17 protein-coding genes and 1 pseudogene are annotated in these 16682 nt (G+C 55.6%); 10 read left to right on the plus strand and 8 right to left on the minus strand.

Going from position 1 to position 16682, the window contains the following annotated elements; all coding sequences use genetic code 11:
- Positions 1-77: 77 nt before the first annotated feature.
- Both AACY09_RS22050 and acnA read right to left on the minus strand, forming a co-directional pair.
- A pseudogene (locus AACY09_RS22050) lies at positions 78-356 on the minus strand (PAS domain-containing protein); the annotation flags it as partial.
- Between the two features lie 173 nt (positions 357-529).
- Positions 530-3274: an aconitate hydratase AcnA gene (gene acnA / locus AACY09_RS12500; RefSeq protein ID WP_339488364.1), complete on the minus strand. Its 2745-nt coding sequence runs from the start codon at positions 3272-3274 to the stop codon at positions 530-532.
- A 324-nt stretch (positions 3275-3598) separates the two neighbouring features.
- Between acnA and rlmM the strand changes: the two genes are divergently transcribed.
- The 3 genes from rlmM (at position 3599) to AACY09_RS12515 (ending at position 5446) form a co-directional block, all read left to right on the plus strand.
- Complete coding sequence (rlmM, locus tag AACY09_RS12505) at positions 3599-4654, plus strand: 23S rRNA (cytidine(2498)-2'-O)-methyltransferase RlmM (RefSeq protein WP_339488365.1); 1056 nt, start codon at positions 3599-3601, stop codon at positions 4652-4654.
- Positions 4655-4726: 72 nt separating this feature from the next.
- Positions 4727-4978: a sulfurtransferase TusA gene (tusA, locus tag AACY09_RS12510; RefSeq protein WP_339488366.1), complete on the plus strand. Its 252-nt coding sequence runs from the start codon at positions 4727-4729 to the stop codon at positions 4976-4978.
- A 15-nt stretch (positions 4979-4993) separates the two neighbouring features.
- Positions 4994-5446, plus strand: a complete 453-nt coding sequence (locus tag AACY09_RS12515) for a gamma-glutamylcyclotransferase family protein (protein WP_339488367.1) — start codon at positions 4994-4996, stop codon at positions 5444-5446.
- Here the strand turns inward: AACY09_RS12515 and AACY09_RS12520 are convergent.
- Both AACY09_RS12520 and AACY09_RS12525 read right to left on the minus strand, forming a co-directional pair.
- The gene (locus AACY09_RS12520; RefSeq protein WP_339488369.1) at positions 5404-6486 is read right to left on the minus strand and encodes a DUF3080 family protein; all 1083 of its coding nucleotides are present in this window, start codon (positions 6484-6486) and stop codon (positions 5404-5406) included. The two genes, AACY09_RS12515 and AACY09_RS12520, sit on opposite strands and share 43 nt — an antisense overlap.
- Positions 6483-7877 (minus strand): MATE family efflux transporter, encoded by a 1395-nt coding sequence (locus tag AACY09_RS12525; protein ID WP_339488370.1) that lies wholly within the window; start codon positions 7875-7877, stop codon positions 6483-6485. The genes AACY09_RS12520 and AACY09_RS12525 overlap by 4 nt, the downstream gene beginning before the upstream one ends.
- 170 nt (positions 7878-8047) lie before the next feature.
- On the opposite strand from AACY09_RS12525, the gene pdxB reads away from it, so the two are divergent.
- Positions 8048-9193 (plus strand): 4-phosphoerythronate dehydrogenase PdxB, encoded by a 1146-nt coding sequence (gene pdxB, locus AACY09_RS12530; RefSeq protein WP_339488372.1) that lies wholly within the window; start codon positions 8048-8050, stop codon positions 9191-9193.
- Positions 9194-9227: 34 nt separating this feature from the next.
- Here the strand turns inward: pdxB and AACY09_RS12535 are convergent, their stop codons facing one another.
- Positions 9228-9395, minus strand: coding sequence for a PA1571 family protein (locus AACY09_RS12535; protein ID WP_339488373.1), 168 nt, complete (start codon positions 9393-9395; stop codon positions 9228-9230).
- 186 nt (positions 9396-9581) lie between these two features.
- On the opposite strand from AACY09_RS12535, the gene AACY09_RS12540 reads away from it, so the two are divergent.
- The 4 genes from AACY09_RS12540 to AACY09_RS12555 are packed head-to-tail and all read left to right on the plus strand — an operon-like array spanning position 9582 to position 13368.
- On the plus strand, positions 9582-10706 hold the full coding sequence (locus tag AACY09_RS12540) for an ATP-NAD kinase family protein (RefSeq protein ID WP_339488375.1): 1125 nt from the start codon (positions 9582-9584) through the stop codon (positions 10704-10706).
- Between the two features lie 21 nt (positions 10707-10727).
- Positions 10728-11168 (plus strand): thiol-disulfide oxidoreductase DCC family protein, encoded by a 441-nt coding sequence (locus AACY09_RS12545; protein ID WP_339488376.1) that lies wholly within the window; start codon positions 10728-10730, stop codon positions 11166-11168.
- 2 nt (positions 11169-11170) lie between these two features.
- Positions 11171-11560: a DoxX-like family protein gene (locus tag AACY09_RS12550; RefSeq protein ID WP_339488378.1), complete on the plus strand. Its 390-nt coding sequence runs from the start codon at positions 11171-11173 to the stop codon at positions 11558-11560.
- Between the two features lie 29 nt (positions 11561-11589).
- Positions 11590-13368: an ABC transporter transmembrane domain-containing protein gene (locus AACY09_RS12555; RefSeq protein ID WP_339488379.1), complete on the plus strand. Its 1779-nt coding sequence runs from the start codon at positions 11590-11592 to the stop codon at positions 13366-13368.
- Here AACY09_RS12555 and rhtA read toward each other — a convergent pair.
- From rhtA to AACY09_RS12570, 3 genes are all read right to left on the minus strand, one after another.
- A complete protein-coding gene (gene rhtA / locus AACY09_RS12560; protein ID WP_339488380.1) occupies positions 13365-14249 on the minus strand; it encodes a threonine/homoserine exporter RhtA in 885 nt (294 codons plus the stop codon). The two genes, AACY09_RS12555 and rhtA, sit on opposite strands and share 4 nt — an antisense overlap.
- A gap of 70 nt (positions 14250-14319) precedes the next feature.
- Positions 14320-14601, minus strand: coding sequence for a pyrimidine/purine nucleoside phosphorylase (gene ppnP / locus AACY09_RS12565; RefSeq protein WP_339488381.1), 282 nt, complete (start codon positions 14599-14601; stop codon positions 14320-14322).
- Positions 14602-14664: 63 nt separating this feature from the next.
- Complete coding sequence (locus AACY09_RS12570; protein ID WP_339488383.1) at positions 14665-15213, minus strand: exonuclease domain-containing protein; 549 nt, start codon at positions 15211-15213, stop codon at positions 14665-14667.
- Positions 15214-15358: 145 nt separating this feature from the next.
- On the opposite strand from AACY09_RS12570, the gene AACY09_RS12575 reads away from it, so the two are divergent.
- Both AACY09_RS12575 and AACY09_RS12580 read left to right on the plus strand, forming a co-directional pair.
- On the plus strand, positions 15359-16237 hold the full coding sequence (locus tag AACY09_RS12575) for an NAD(P)-dependent oxidoreductase (RefSeq protein ID WP_339488384.1): 879 nt from the start codon (positions 15359-15361) through the stop codon (positions 16235-16237).
- Between the two features lie 165 nt (positions 16238-16402).
- Positions 16403-16663: a YkgJ family cysteine cluster protein gene (locus AACY09_RS12580; protein WP_339488386.1), complete on the plus strand. Its 261-nt coding sequence runs from the start codon at positions 16403-16405 to the stop codon at positions 16661-16663.
- Positions 16664-16682 lie beyond the last annotated feature (19 nt).

The following is a 16682-nucleotide window of genomic DNA, read 5'->3' on the forward strand; positions in this document are numbered from 1 at the left end:
GTGGGTTTAACACGCACCGATTCATAAGCCACTACTTTATTGCTTTCAAGCACCGGGGTGACGTAGGCATTGACCCAATAATGGTCGCCATTCATACAGCGGTTCTTGACGATGCCCATCCAGGACCGACCCATTTTCAAGGTGGCCCACATGTGTTCAAACACGGCTGGCGGAACATCAGGATGGCGTACCAGGTTATGCGGCGCACGAATGAGTTCTTCGGAACTGAAGCCGCTGATCGCAGTAAATGCGTCGTTGCAATAGGTGATCTGGCCTTTAAGGTCAGTTGTCGAGATCAGCCGTTGTTCGGCAGGGAAGGTACGTTCACGTTGAGTGACTGGCTGATTATTGCGCATGACGTGGCAGATCCATGAAATTGATACTGCATATCATCGGCCCGAAAGGTCACAAGTTGAGGTTTATTTAATATAAAAATGTAACTAGCCAATGGATTAGTTGATCCAGATCAATTTATTCCAATGAAACCAGGCGCCCGGACACTAATTAATATCCGAGCGCTCTAGTCAGGCTATTTGCCGGCAATCAGCTGGCGCAGTACATAATGCAAAATACCACCCGCTTTGAAGTACTCAACTTCATTCAGGGTGTCGATTCGGCAAAGCACTTCGACGCGCTCACTGCTGGAGTCTTCACGGGTTATTTCAACAATAAGATTCATCATTGGACGAATCTCAACGCCGTCCAAACCGGTGATTTTCAGGGTTTCCTTACCGGTTAATCCAAGGTTTTTGCGGTCTTGACCGTCCTTGAATTGCAATGGCAGTACGCCCATGCCAACCAGGTTGGAGCGGTGGATACGCTCGAAACTCTCAGCCAGGACTGCCTTGACCCCAAGCAGGTTGGTGCCTTTTGCGGCCCAGTCACGGGATGAACCTGTACCGTACTCTTTGCCGGCAATGACCACCAACGGCGTGCCTTCTTCCTGGTAACGCATGGCTGCGTCGTAAATCGACAGCTGCTCGCCACTCGGGATGTGAATGGTGTTGCCGCCCTCGCTGCCATCGAGCATTTCGTTGCGTATGCGGATGTTGGCAAAGGTGCCGCGCATCATCACTTCATGGTTGCCACGGCGTGAGCCATAGGAGTTGAAGTCGATTGGCTCAACGCCTTTTTCGCGCAGGTAGCGGCCCGCCGGGCTGTCACTTTTGATATTACCAGCAGGTGAGATATGGTCGGTGGTAACCGAGTCGCCAAGCAATGCCAGCACTCGGGCGCTGCTGATGTCGCCAATGTGCGGTGGCGCATCGGCAATGCCTTCGAAGAACGGCGGATGCTGAATATAGGTGGAGTCTGCTTGCCAGCTGTAGGTGTCATCCTCGGATACTTTAATCGCCTGCCACTGCTCATCGCCGCTGAATACCTCTGCGTATTCTTTGCGGAACATGGCGGTGTCGACCTTCATGATCGCGTCGCTGATTTCTTTCTGGGTCGGCCAGATGTCTTTCAGGTACACGGGGTTGCCGTCTTTATCATCACCCAAGGATTCTTCGGCAATATTGATCCGCACATTTCCGGCTAAGGCATAGGCCACGACAAGGGGCGGTGAAGCCAGCCAGTTGGTTTTAACCAGTGGATGCACGCGGCCCTCGAAGTTACGGTTGCCGGACAGCACCGATGCAACTGTTAAGTCAGCACTCTGAATGGCCTTTTCAATAGGTGCGAGCAGAGGGCCGGAATTGCCGATGCAGGTGGTACACCCGTAGCCGACAAGGTCAAAGCCAAGTTTGTCCAGATACTGAGTCAGACCGGCGGCATTGAAATACTCGGTCACCACCTTTGAGCCCGGTGCCAGCGAGCTTTTGACCCATGGCTTGCGCTGCAAACCTTTCTCGACTGCTTTTTTTGCCACCAAGCCTGCAGCCATCATCACGCTGGGGTTTGAGGTGTTGGTGCAGGAGGTGATGGCGGCAATAACCACGGCGCCGTTTTTCAAGCGGTGGGATTGGCCATCAAATTCATAATCGACTTCACCTGTGGCAGCTTCACTGCCAACAGCCGCGCCGCCTCCACCTTCACTGAGCAAGCGGCCTTCTTCTTTGCCGCTTGGTTTTAGCTGCAGGCCAACGAAATCATCGAAGGCCTTGTGAACCTGGGTCAGTGCTACGCGGTCCTGCGGACGTTTAGGCCCTGCGAGGCTGGCTTCAACCGTGCCCATGTCGAGCGACAGGCTGTCAGTGAAGGTCGGCTCCTGGCCCTGTTCGCGCCACAGGCCTTGCGCCTTGGAATAGGCCTCAACCAGGTCTACTGCATCATCCGGGCGCCCCGACAAGCGCAGGTAGCCCAAGGTGATTTCATCTACCGGGAAGAAGCCACAGGTGGCGCCATACTCCGGTGCCATATTGGCGATTGTGGCGCGGTCAGCCAGCGGCAATTCAGCCAGGCCGTCGCCGTAAAACTCGACAAACTTACCCACCACCCCTTTGCTGCGTAGCATTTGTGTGACGGTTAGCACCAGATCAGTTGCGGTAATGCCCTCCGGCAGCTTGCCGGTGAGCTTGAAGCCGATGACTTCAGGGATCAGCATCGAAACCGGCTGACCGAGCATGGCTGCTTCAGCTTCAATACCGCCAACGCCCCAGCCCAATACGCCGAGGCCGTTGATCATGGTGGTGTGCGAATCGGTGCCGACTAGGGTGTCGGGAAAGGCGAAGGTGTGGCCGTCTTCCTCTTTGGTCCATACGGTGCGGCCCAAATATTCGAGGTTGACCTGGTGGCAGATACCAGTGCCGGGCGGCACTACGCTGAAGTTATCGAAGGCATGCTGGCCCCAGCGCAAGAACTCATAGCGCTCACCGTTGCGCTGCATCTCGATATCAACGTTTTGCGTGAAGGCATCGTCCGTGCCGAACTTGTCGACCATGACTGAGTGGTCAATCACTAGATCAACTGGGGAGAGCGGGTTGATCTTTTGTGGGTCACCACCGGCCTTGCTCATGGCATCGCGCATCGCGGCAAGGTCGACAACAGCGGGTACGCCAGTGAAATCCTGCATCAGCACACGGGCAGGGCGGTATTGAATCTCGCGGTCAGAACTGCGCTTTTTCAGCCAGTCAGCAATGGCTTTGAGGTCGTCGCCGGTGACGGTCTTGTCGTCTTCCCAGCGCAGCAGGTTCTCCAGCAGTACTTTCAGGGACATGGGCAGCTTGTCGATGTTGCCGAGCGCTTTAGCGGCTTCGGGCAAACTGAAGTACTGATAGGTTTTGTCGCCAACTTTAAGGCTCTGGCGACTGTTCAGGCTATTTAGGGATGGCATTTAAAGCTCCTTCTTTGGCCACACGGTTGGCCGGGCTGAACGTGCTGTGTTTCTCAGGGCAGGCTTAAACGCTAGTTGTAGACTGTGTTTCCTGCCATTTTTAGGATCGTATTTTTACCCTGCCACTCATGGCCGATAACATCAAGCTGCTACTAAGCCAAGTTAGGACAAACGCAGTAGCTGGGGTGATTGCTCAAGGTGGCGCAAGATGGATTTCCCTGCGCTAACGCTGTCTTCAAGCTTTGTATCGGTTACTAAGCTGGACATGATTTACAGCTCTGGGTTCCCAACTTCGCTATCATGCGCGTCTTGAGGAGATCCCCGATGAATACTTTGTTACTGCATTGCCGCCCCGGATTTGAAAGCGAGGTCTGCTCTGAAATCAGCGAGCATGCTGCCAATTTGCAAGTGGCTGGCTATGCCAAGGCTAAAACCAGCAGCGCCTGTGCAGAATTTATTTGCACGCAAGAGGGTGGTGCTGAACGCTTGATGCAGGGTGTGCGCTTCAAGCAGCTGATTTTCCCTCGTCAGTGGGCACGCGGGGTATTTATCGATTTACCAGAAAAGGATCGCATCAGCGTATTGCTTGAACACCTGCGCGATTTCCCGGTATGTGGCAGTGTCTGGCTGGAAGTCCTGGATACCAATGATGGCAAGGAGCTGTCGAATTTCTGCAAAAAATTTGAAGTGCCGTTGCGCAAAGCCTTGACCAAAGCCGGCAAATTGGTAGAACAGCCGGGCAAGCCACGCTTGCTACTCACATTCAAAAGTGGCCGCGAAGTGTTTGTCGGTCTGGCGGAGTCAAAAAACAGTGCTATCTGGCCGATGGGTATTCCACGTTTGAAATTCCCGCGTGAGGCGCCGAGCCGCTCAACCTTGAAGCTTGAGGAGGCGTGGCATACGTTTATTCCTCGGGATGAGTGGGATGAGCGCCTTAATAGCGACATGACGGGAGTCGATCTTGGCGCAGCGCCGGGCGGCTGGACCTATCAATTAGTAAGGCGTGGCATGTTGGTCACTGCCATTGACAACGGGCCTATGGCGCAAAGCTTGATGGACACCGGCTTGGTCCAACATCTGATGGCCGACGGCTTTACCTACAAGCCGCGCCAGCCGGTGGATTGGATGGTCTGCGATATCGTCGAAAAACCCGCACGCAATGCGGCGATGCTTGAGACCTGGATTGGTGAAGGTCTGTGCCGCGAGGCGGTGGTTAACCTCAAGCTGCCGATGAAGCAACGCTATGCTGAAGTGCGCAAGCTGCTCGACAGAATGGAAGCCAGTTTTGCCGAGCGGCGGATCAAGGTGTCGATTGCCTGCAAGCAGCTTTATCACGACCGAGAAGAGGTCACTTGTCACCTTCGTCGCCTGACGCCCTAAGTAAATAAGGCCAATAGGTGACCTTTGGGTCAGCTTTGCGCGACAATAGCTGCCTGTATTTGGAGTGTTTACATGTCTGACCCAAAAAACCTCACCCCCGACTCGGTGCTTGATGCCAGCGGCCTTAACTGCCCGGAGCCGGTGATGATGCTGCACAACAAGGTGCGCGACTTGCCGGTTGGCAGCCTACTCAAAGTCATCGCGACGGACCCTTCAACGCGCCGTGATGTGCCAAAATTCTGCGTGTTCCTGGGTCATGATTTGCTTGATCAAGCTGAAGAGTCCGGGACGTATCTGTACTGGATTCGCACCAAAATCGCCTGATCACCGAGGCCAGCAATGGATTGGTATTTCGCCTACGGCTCCAATATGAATCCCGCTCGCATGCAGGTACGAGGCTTGGATGTGAAGGAGGCGCGGGCAGGGCAGTTAAAGGGTTTCAGCTTGCGCTTTAACAAGCGTGCAGCCACTGCAGCCGGGCATGCGTTTGCCAATATCGCCTACCAGCCGGGCAGCGTGGTTGAAGGTGTGCTCTATCGCCTGGCGGATGGGGAGCAAATCAGCAAACTGGACCCGTTTGAGGGCACACCCGTGCTGTACAGCCGCGAGCCGATGCTGGTATCCAGCGAGCAAGGCGATATTGCCGCTTGGGTTTATATTGCCAATCCAGCGTTTCGTGAAGAGGGCCTGCTGCCTTCGCGCGAGTATTTAGAGCATTTACTGCTAGGCCGTGAGTTTCTCTCCGAAGCTTACTGGGCAGCCTTGTCTGCCGCTCCCACCCATCCAGACTGACCCGGTGCCAGACCGCAGCTCTTGAGGGTGTCCTGCCAGGCTTTGACGTGGCGTTTGGTGGCCTGCTCGAACTGAGTCCACAATGAATTATCGGGCCCCGCAAGGGTTAACAGATACTGTTGCAACGTCGGTGGGATCTGCTCGATTTCACTCATCTGCAGCAGGCTTGCGCTCCAGCGTTTACCGCGCTGGTCAACCTTGGCCAGATAGGGCTGCAGCCCACCGGCGTAAAATTTTACGAAGACGTTCTGAAGTATCCGTGCTTGCCGGGTAGCCCGCTGATGGGGGCAAATCGGCCGCTGCATCTGCCTTTCTTCCAGAGCCATGCTGCCTTGGTTCAAGGTTTGGGTCAGCGTGCTCAGGCTGCTGATGAGCTGGCCGCCTTGTTCTGTAGCAAGCAGGGCAAAAAATAGTGGGTCCAGCTCATGGCTGCCGGGCGGTAATTGCTCGGGCAGCTTTTGCCCAATGCTGACTAATTGAGCGAGTGCATCCAGGCCCGGGTCGCTTTCTGTGACATCAATCGGCAGAGGCGTTGGGGCAAAACGCAAATACTGTTCAAACTCCGGGCTGGCATTTAGCGCATTCCAATACACCTGCGGCAGTTGAGCCCGTTTCTGTATGGCCAACTGGCTGAGCTGCTGGTTGAAGTCGTTGTCTGCAGTCTTCGTCAGGCTTTGCTGGCAGGCTGCAATCTCGCGCAGCAAGTCGCCTTCATAGCCCAGTCTGTTGCTGGCCAGCATTTGCTTGCCGAGTATGCTGTTGCGGTCGCTGATTTGAATTTGCAAGGCGGGGCAGCGGTGCACATCGATAATCAAGTCAAGCAAGCTGATGCGCAGGTCAGGAATCTCGCTGACCCGATCGCGGCGTGCAGGCATGCGATAGAGTTTGTCTTTACTGGACGCAGAATCTGCATTTATTTCGACCGCTGTGGCGTTGGCCAGGCGATATAAGTAGTCCGCCTGCAGAGCTTGCGCGTCATTGGCGGGCTTGCACCCAGTGAGGACAACTATTATCAGCAGCGTAAGGAGTCTGGAGTTCATCCCGCCAGTTTAGATAAACGGATGCGTTTGCGCGCACTTCGGCTCAAACGGATGGCCAGCATCACGGCGGCGCAGGTCAGGCCCACTACCAAGCCCTGCCACAAGCCCTGTGGCCCGGAAGGTTCTCCGAACCAGTGGGATAAGCCCAGGGCATAGCCAACCGGCAGTCCAATCCCCCAGTAGGCGAACAGTGTCAGGAGCATGGTCACGCGCGTGTCCTGATAGCCGCGCAAGGCCCCGGCAGCGGTTACCTGAACCGCATCCGAGAGCTGAAACAGCGCGGCATAGATAATCAGCGTGGAGGCCAAAGCAATCACGGTTGGGTCTGGAGTGTAGATGCTGACGATCTGTTCGCGCAGCAGCAAGGTCAAGGTGGCTGAGCAGCACGCATAGGCCAGCGCTGTTGCCATGCTGACGCCGGCGGCGAAACGGGCGCCGCGCGCGTCGTGTCGTCCCAATGCCTGGCCTACACGTACGGTCGCGGCCATGCCAAGGGAATAGGGGATCATAAACACCAGCGAACTGAAGTTGAGGGCGATTTGGTGCCCGGCCACCACGGTTGCTCCAAGGCCGCCGATCAACAGGGCGATCACTGCAAAAATGCTCGACTCGGCGAACACGGCGATGCCAATAGGCAAACCAATTGACAGCAGGCGCTTGATCACCGACCACTGCGGCCAGTCAAAGTGTTTAAACAGCTCGCTTGACTTGTAAAAGGATGCCCATTTTACCCAGACCAGCATGCACAGAAACATGAAAGTCATCACCAAACCGGTCGCCCAGCCACAGCCAACGCCGCCCATGGCGGGTATGCCCAGTTTGCCGTAGATGAATATGTAATTGAGGGGGATATTCAGCATCAAGCCGAAGATGCCAATAACCATGCTTGGACGGGTATGCCCAAGGCCGTCGCTGAAGCAGCGCAGCACATGGTAAAGGGCCACAGCCGGAAAGCCGCAGGCGACCGCACGCAGGTAGCCCATCGATGGTGCAATCAGGTCGGGTTCAACGTTCATGCTGTGCAGCACGATTTCAGCATTCCACAAGATTGTCGCTGCGCCGCCGCCCACCACCAGTGCCAGCCATAATGCCTGACGCACCAATGGCCCGATGCTGCTTTCGTCACCGGCGCCAAAGCGTTGGGCGACCTTCGGCGTGGTCGCCAGCAGGATACCCGTCATCAGCAGAAAAACCGGTACCCAAATCGAGTTGCCCAAGGCCACGGCGGCCAAATCACGCGGGCCAACACGCCCCGCCATCAATGTGTCGACGAAGCCCATAGCCGTGTGCGCCAACTGGGCGATGATAATCGGCGTGGCGAGCACCAACAGACTGCGAAATTCACGGCTTGCGCGTTGTGCCCGTGTTTCAACAGTTGTGGTGGCAGGCATGGTTGATGCTCTCGTAAAACCGCGCAGTATACGCTTTGACCTTTTGGTCAGGAAAGAGTCTGGTCGGTTGTTTTCGCGGCGTTGTTGTTATTTGATCAGGCAACGTTGCTACAAGGTATTACGCCATGAATCTGCTGTTAGAATAATGCCTTGTCCCATGGAGCCATGCCATGCGTATCGTTGCTGACGAGAACATACCTTTACTTGATGAATTTTTTGCTGATTTCGGCTCAATAACACGGCTGCCGGGCAGATCGATTGACGCGGCGGCTGTTGCCGACTCCGATGTGCTGCTGGTGCGCTCGGTGACTAAGGTCAATCAGCAGTTGCTGCAAGGCAGTCGGGTAAAGTTCGTTGGCACTTGCACCATTGGCACCGATCACCTTGACCTCGATTATTTTCAGCAGGCCAATATCGCCTGGTCCAGCGCTCCCGGTTGTAACGCACGAGGGGTGGTCGACTATGTGTTATCGAGCTTGCTGGTGCTGGCGGAAGATCAAGGCCTGGATTTATCCAGGCGTACTTACGGGATAGTCGGGGCGGGCCAGGTAGGCAGTCGTTTGCAGGCCGTTCTGCAAGGGCTTGGCTGGGCGGTCTTGGTCTGTGATCCTCCACGGCAACTGCTGGAGGGCGGTGATTATGTCAGCCTGCAGCAGATCATCAGCCAGTGCGATGTGATCAGCTTGCACACACCACTGGCTAAAACCGGTGAACATCCAACCCAGCATCTGTTCGACGCTGAAAAACTCTCTCAGCTACAACCCGGTACTTGGCTTATTAACGCCAGTCGTGGCCCGGTGATTGATAATGATGCCTTGCGTCAAACGTTGGCGCAGCGCAGTGATTTGCGTGCGGTGCTGGATGTCTGGGAGGCCGAGCCGACTGTGGATGTTGAATTGGCGGCCCTGTGCCGTATTGCAACGCCGCATATTGCAGGCTATAGCCTTGATGGCAAGCTGCGCGGCACGGCGCAAATCTACAGCGCACTTTGTGAGTTTCTCGGTCAGCCTGAACAGCATCATCTGAATGATTTGATGCCCGCGCCTTGGCTGGAACAGATGGGGTTTTCTGCGGCGGTGCAGCGCGAATGGCTGATTAGCACGATCTGCCGTGCGGTATACGACCCGCGCCGCGATGATGCCGATTTCCGCCGTAGCTTGTGCAGTGACGATGCGCAGCAACGCTCAGCCTTTGATGCGCTGCGTAAGCATTATCCAATGCGCCGGGAAATCACCGGTCTTGAGGTCAGGTTTGCGGGCCAACCCTCGGTAGACCTTGTGCAGGTATTGCAGGCGCTAGGTGTAGCAAGAGGCTAGGCTGACCAGCGCGTGCACAGAGACCCCTGCAGATTCAGTCCTTGGCTGGGTTGCTGATACGGCTTTTTTCAAGCTCGTCGCAAGCATCCTGAATCATGTGCTCGGTAATTTCGACCTCATGGCCTTGTTCATCGATAATCGCGCCACCAACGGGTTTGTCCTGACCGTCGTCGCTTTGCTTGGGTGGGGTTGAGTTACTCATAAACGATCTCCTCAGCGCACTGTCTGGTTGAACTTTAACGCCAGCTGGGTCCAGTGGGCAACTTTGGCTGCAGGACCGTCGGGCTGCATGACTTCAGGCATTCACGTAGGATTACTTTGCCGAAAAAGCCCCCGCCTTGAAAAGCTGGGGCGTCCTGAAATTACAACATTATTTTGGAGTGGGTGTATGTCGCGCTTTCACATCGGGTTAATCATCAACCCGCTCGCCGGTCTCGGTGGTCCTGCTGGGCTCAAGGGCAGTGATGGCGTTGCTGAACAAGCGTTGGCCCTGGGTGTCGAGCCTAAAGCGGCGCTGCGCACTCGTACGGCGCTGGATTGCTTGGCAGAACTAAAGGGCCGTGTAGAGTTTGTGACCTTTCCCGGCAGCATGGGTGCTGATTTGCTGGCTGATATGGGCTTTTCCCACCGTGTGCTTGGGGCAATTGACCCACAACATACAACGGCTGCCGACACTCGCAAGGCCGTCGAGCTGTTGCAGGAGGCAGGGGTTGCCCTGATTTTGTTCGCCGGGGGCGACGGTACCGCGCGCGATATTTGTGCGGCGGCGCGCGCGGGCCAGCCTGTGTTGGGGATTCCGGCCGGGGTAAAAATCCATTCTGGGGTTTATGCCATCAGCCCCCGTGCAGCAGGTGAATTGACTGCACGGCTGGTGGCTGGCGGGTTGGTGCGACTGGCGGCTGGTGAGGTGCGTGATATTGATGAATCTGCACTGCGCGAAGGGCGCGTCACTGCGCGCTGGTTTGGTGAGCTCAGCGTGCCGGAAGAGGGCGGTTTTGTGCAGCAGGTCAAGCAGGCTGGTGTCGAGTCTGAGGAGCTGGTGCTCAATGATTTGGCGGCATGGCTCGAAGAAAGTTGGGAGCAGGGTGTGCGCTATATTTTTGGTCCCGGCTCGACTTTGCATGGTTTGGCAGAAAACCTTGGCTTGGCGACCACCTTGCTGGGTGTCGATGTGATCGAGAACGGTCAGGTGATTGGCCGTGACGTAACTGAGTCCCAGTTATTTGAACTGGTTGAGTCAAACCCTGCTCGTTTACTGGTCACCGCTATCGGCGGACAAGGCCACATTCTTGGGCGTGGCAACCAACAGATCAGCCCGCGTGTTCTGCGCTCGGTGGGCCTGGAGCATATTCGTGTGGTCGCCACCAAGCGCAAGTTATCAACGCTGGCAGGGCGTCCTTTATTGGTGGATACCGGCGATATCAGTCTCGACGATGCATTTCCTGACGTGGTTAAGGTTTGGGCGGGTTACAAGGAAGAATTGCTCTATCCCCTGACTGCACGCGCTGAATAAGTTGAGTACCTGGAGGCGTGCGTGTTAGCAACTGAATTGCCGCAATGCCTGCAGGGGGCTGAACGGGTGGTGCTGTTTGATGGCGTGTGCAGGCTGTGTAATGGCTGGGCGCGGTTTTTGATCGCCCATGATCCAGAGTGCCGATTCAAACTCGCCTCTGTGCAGTCGGCTCAGGGCCAGGCCATTCTGCGTCACTTTGAACTGCCCGCCGATCACTTTGAAAGCATGGTCTATATCGAGCATGGCCGGCTATTTCTGCAGTCAAATGCCGTGCTGCGAATCACTGAGCAGTTGTCATGGCCGTGGCCCCTTCTCAGTTGTTTGGCTGGGTTGCCCCGGCCATTGCGCGATAGGTGCTACGGCAGTATTGCGCGAAACCGCTACCGTTTGTTCGGTAAGCATGATCAGTGCATGGTGGCCAGTGCAAAGCATGCTGGGCATTTTCTTGAGGAGCCAGTGTGATTGTGTCGCGGCGATTACAGCTGATCTCCTATTGTGCCCGCGCCGCGTTGGCCGTGGTGTTCATCTGGCATGGCTTGGTGCCTAAATTGCTCTGGCTGAGCGCTGATGAAGTGGCAATGATTGAAGCGCATGGCTTTCCCGCGCCAGCAATGGTTGCGGCAATCAGTGGCGTATTGGAAATCATAATGGGCGTGGCCATTTTGGTGTATCAGCGCAATCATTGGCCGTTAATGCTCGCGGGTAGCATCTTGATAGCCTTGCTGGTTGATGTCGCGCTGTTCAGTCCCCATCTACTTATACAAGCGTTCAACCCGGTTAGTCTTAATCTTGCCGCAATAGCGCTGTGTATCATTGCTGCGCTGGCGCAAGTGCCTGGCGCAAAAGCAACATAAATCAAGCCTGCGGGCAGTTGCGAGAACGCATGAAATCATTTTTATCGTCGCGTCAAAGCCATGCAGTGCAAGTTGCTTGGGGATTTATTGCGCCCTATCGTTTGCGGGTGATTGGCGCGTTGCTGGCGCTGATGTTTACCGCCGCGATTACCTTGTCCATGGGGCAGGGTATCAAACTGCTGGTCGATCAGGGGTTGGCGACTCAGTCGCAAGAGGCGCTGGAGCATTCGATCGCGTTGTTTTTTGTATTGGTGCTGGCCTTGGCCTTTGGCACCTATACACGGTTTTACCTGGTTTCTTGGCTGGGCGAGCGGGTGGTTGCAGATATCCGCAAGCGGGTGTTTAACCACCTGATTACCTTGCATCCAGGGTTTTATGAGAGCAACCGAAGCTCAGAGATTCAATCACGCCTTACGGCCGATACCACGCTGTTGCAGTCGGTCATTGGATCGTCTCTGTCGATGGCGCTGCGCAACCTGATCATCATGATCGGTGGTGTGGTGTTGTTGATTATCACCAATCCCAAGCTCAGCGGCATTGTGTTGGTCGCGCTGCCCTTGGTGGTGGCGCCGATTCTGATCTTCGGGCGGCGGGTGCGAGCATTGTCACGCCAAAGCCAGGACCGGGTGGCGGATGTTGGCAGCTATGTGGCCGAGGTGCTTGGTCAGATTAAAACGGTGCAGGCCTACAACCACCAGCGCGAAGACATGCGTCGATTTGCGATTTCCGCCGAGGCGGCTTTCGACACGGCTCGCCAGCGCATAGCTCAGCGTGCATGGCTGATTACTGTGGTTATCATATTGGTTCTTGGTGCCGTAGGGGTCATGCTGTGGGTCGGGGGCATGGATGTCATCGCCGGTCGCATTAGCGGCGGTGAATTGGCTGCCTTTGTGTTCTACAGCCTGATCGTGGGCTCCTCTTTTGGCACTCTCAGCGAAGTGATCGGTGAGCTGCAGCGTGCTGCAGGCGCTGCCGAACGTATTGCCGAATTGTTGCAGGCACGCAATGAGATCAGTGCCCCGCAAGAAAACACCCTGACCCTGGCTCAGCCAGTGCAAGGGCGCATCGAGCTGCAAGGTGTTCGCTTCGCCTATCCGTCGCGGCTGAACAGTTTTGCCATCGATGGTATCGACTTGTTGGTCGAGCCAGGTCAAACAGTGGCTTTGGTTGGCCCTTCAGGTGCGGGTAAATCAACACTGTTTGATTTATTGCTGCGCTTTTTCGACCCGCAACAAGGGCGGATTCTGGTCGACGGCCTTCCGATTGATCAGCTTGATCCGAGCGATTTAAGGCGCTGCTTTGCGTTAGTTTCGCAAAATCCAGCGCTGTTTTTTGGCACGGTTGAAGACAATATTCGGTACGGCAAAACCGAGGCGGGCTTCGCCGATGTCGAGGCGGCTGCCCGGGCCGCCCATGCTCACGAATTCATCATGAAACTGCCGGAAGGCTACCAAACACACCTCGGTGATGCCGGAATGGGCCTTTCCGGTGGCCAGCGTCAGCGTTTGGCAATTGCCCGTGCATTACTTGTCGATGCGCCGATATTGCTGCTGGATGAAGCCACCAGCGCCTTGGACGCTGAGAGTGAGCACTTAATCCAGCAAGCTTTGCCGCGCCTAATGCAAGGGCGCACGACCTTGGTGATTGCCCACCGCCTGGCGACTGTCAAAAGCGCTGAGCGGATTGCGGTGATTGAGGCTGGCAAGCTCGTCGCAATCGGCTCCCACCAAGAGCTGATCAGTAGCAGTCCGTTGTATGCACGTTTGGCTGAACTGCAGTTTTCAAACCCGCTGGTGAGCGGGACTTAGCCCTGCAGGTCAATAGGCTTTGCTTGTGGCCTGATGGTGGCCGCAGCGCCTGCAGAGGCGAGAATGATACAGCTGATGGCCAGCCACTGAGTGAAGTGCAGCTGTTCACTCAGAAACAGCAATCCAGTGAGTGCCGCAACGGCGGGTTCAAGGCTCATCAAGATGCTGAAGATTCGCGATGGCAGGCGCGTCAAGGCGATCATCTCAAGGCTGTAAGGCAGGGCGGATGAGAGTACGGCAACCGCCAAGGCTATTGGCAGTAAATCGACGTTATACAGCGCAGTACCGGCTTGCCACATGCCAATCGGTATCACCAGTGCTGCCGCAACCAAGGTGCCCAGGCAGGCCGTGTGTTTGCCGTGTCGGGCGCCGGCTTTTTGGCCAAAAATAATGTACATCGACCAGCAAAAACCTGCACCCAGGGCAAACGCCATACCGACAGGGTCAAGTGCTTGGTCGGAGTGGCTGCTGGGCAATAGCAACCACAAGCCGGTGATGGCCATGGCCACCCAGACGAAGTCTAGCAAGCGCCGTGAAGACAATAGCGCCAAGGCAAGCGGGCCGGTGAATTCGAGGGAAACGGCAATCCCAAGGGGGATGGTCTTGAGCGACATGTAGAACATCAGGTTCATGCCACCCAGCGCCAGACCGTAAGCCAGTAATGCTTTGCACGACGACAGGCTTAAGCGCGCCTGCCAAGGGCGCATGATAATTGCCAAGATGATCGCCCCGAAGCCCAGGCGCAGCGCGGTGGTGCCTTCCGGGCCGATCAAGGGGAACAGACTTTTCGCCAAGGATGCGCCGCTCTGAATCGAGACCATTGCCACCACCAGCAAGGCAATCGGCAAGACAATAGCGGTAGCAGGTATGGAGCGTGGCATCATCAATCCCAAATCAATTACGGGTGCAATAAAAAACCGGCCCGCAGGCCGGTTGTTCGGCTTTACGTGATCAGCGATATTCGCAAAGGTAAGCGGTATCAACTGCGACCTTAAGCTTGAACTTACTGTTCGCTGGAACCGTGAAGTTGCTACCCGATTCGTATGTTTCCCAACTCTCGGAGCCCGCCTGCTGTACGGTCAGTGCGCCTGCAACCACGTGCATCACTTCCAGTTGGCTGGTGCCGAACTCATAGTCTCCTGCAGCCATTACGCCGATCGTGGCAGGGCCTGCAGCCATATCGAAAGCAATAGATTTGACGGTGCCGTCGAAGTACTCATTTACTTTAAACATATGCAAATCCTCGGAGGGGCTGAAAAAGGCCCGCCAGTATGCCGAAGCCTGATCAGGGCGTCATCAGCTTTGAATGGGTAAAACCAAAGGCAGTAACCGAGCTGTGTTGCGCGCATCGCAGAGCGCGCGGTGTTGTTGTCCGCTGAAGCTTATTCCTGAAAGCTGTAGCGCCGTGTGCAGTCCAACAGGTTGTTGCAGTTTGCGTGCTTGGGCGAAGGTTTTTTTAAGGTTGAGATGACTCACATTGCTCAAATGGCTGGTAAGTTTTTGCAGGCGCCAATCTTGCTCAAGCTGGCGGCGGTCGTATTCTCCCCAACTGGCCCAGCCAACCAACCGGGGGTGATGCTGGCTGAGCCAGCGTTCAAAGTGCGGCCAGATCTCAGCAAGGGGCACTGCGTTGTCTACATCACTCTGGTTGATATGGGTCAGGTCGCGGCAAAATCGTGTGAGGTGCGGGCGCCTGACCGGTTTAACAAAGCGCTGGAAATGGTCAACCTCATGACCTTGAGCATTAACCATGCTGGCACCGATTTCGATAATTTCCATTTGCTCAATCGGCCAGCCGCCTTCTTCCGTGGTGGCTTCCAAGTCAATCACTAACCAATGTCCCATAGGCTCTCCATGAGCTTGCGGGTCTCAACCCGCACTGTAGGCAAACGTATATTAGGTTTTAGGACAATGGCGCCAGTATGCAAGTGCCCAACTATTGCGACAAACCGCATGGTAGGCTGCTGGTAAATCAATCTGGAGGTATCAAATGGCCAATGTAGCCTTTATTGGATTGGGTGTTATGGGTTATCCCATGGCAGGACACTTGGCGCGTGACGGTCATCAGGTGTGCGTTTACAACCGCTCTGCCGCCAAGGCCAGGCAGTGGGTTGATGAATACGCTGGTGAAAGTGCCGCTACTCCACGTGAAGCCGCTCAAGGCGCAGACTTGGTGATGGTATGCGTTGGTAATGACGACGACTTGCGCAGTGTTGTGCTGGGTGATGATGGCGCGCTTGCGGGCATGCAAGCAGGCAGTGTGTTGGTTGATCACACCACGGCCTCTGCAACGGTTGCGCGTGAGCTGGCAGCAGCTGCACTGGAGCGCTCGGTCGGTTTCCTCGATGCGCCGGTTTCCGGTGGTCAGGCCGGCGCACAAAATGGCGTGTTGACCGTGATGGTCGGCGGTGAGCAGGCCGATTTTGATCGGGCCCAACCGGCAATCGATGCCTACGCGAAAATGGTTCGCTTGATGGGTCCGGCAGGTAGCGGTCAGTTGACCAAGATGGTTAACCAGATTTGCATTGGCGGCCTGGTACAAGGCTTGTCCGAGGCACTGCATTTTGCCCAGTGCGCAGGCCTTGATGGCATGGCGGCTATGGAAGTGATCAGTAAAGGTGCTGCGCAATCGTGGCAGCTGGAAAATCGCCATAAAGCCATGCTTGAGGGTGAATTTGATTTCGGCTTTGCTGTCGATTGGATGCGTAAAGACCTGTCGATCCTGCTTGATGAGGCGCGGACCAACGGCGCGCAATTACCTGTGACGGCGCTGGTTGACCAGTTTTATGCCGATGTTCAAGCCGCAGGTGGAGGGCGTTGGGATACGTCCAGTCTGATCTCGCGATTGAAGTCGGCGAAGAACTCCTGAGCGCTTTTGTTGCCTTAGTCATCAGACGCCATAGCGCTTGCCATGGCGTTTGATTGTGCACGCTTTGATTCCGCTAGCTAGCGCTTTTAGTAATGCTAACTTAGTCTGTATGCAGGTAAAATCGGCGATATGCTTTGATTGTGCGGTTAAGGAAAGAAACAGATCATGAAATGCCGTGCGGGTTGTGGCGCTTGCTGCATCTCACCTTCAATCAGTTCACCGATTCCGGGAATGCCTGATGGCAAGCCCGCAGGTGTGCGTTGCATTCAGCTTGATGAGACGAACTATTGCATGATCTTCGGTCAGCCTGAGCGGCCGTTAGTGTGCTCCGCATTCAGTGCAGATATTGATGTATGCGGTGACACCCGGGAAGACGCAATACGCTTAATTGCCTGGCTTGAAGGTTCGACTGCCGCGGCGTGTTAAGTACTTTATTTAGCAGCAG

The organism is Pseudomonas sp. EL_65y_Pfl2_R95 (genome assembly GCF_963971045.1).
Lineage (GTDB): Bacteria > Pseudomonadota > Gammaproteobacteria > Pseudomonadales > Pseudomonadaceae > Aquipseudomonas.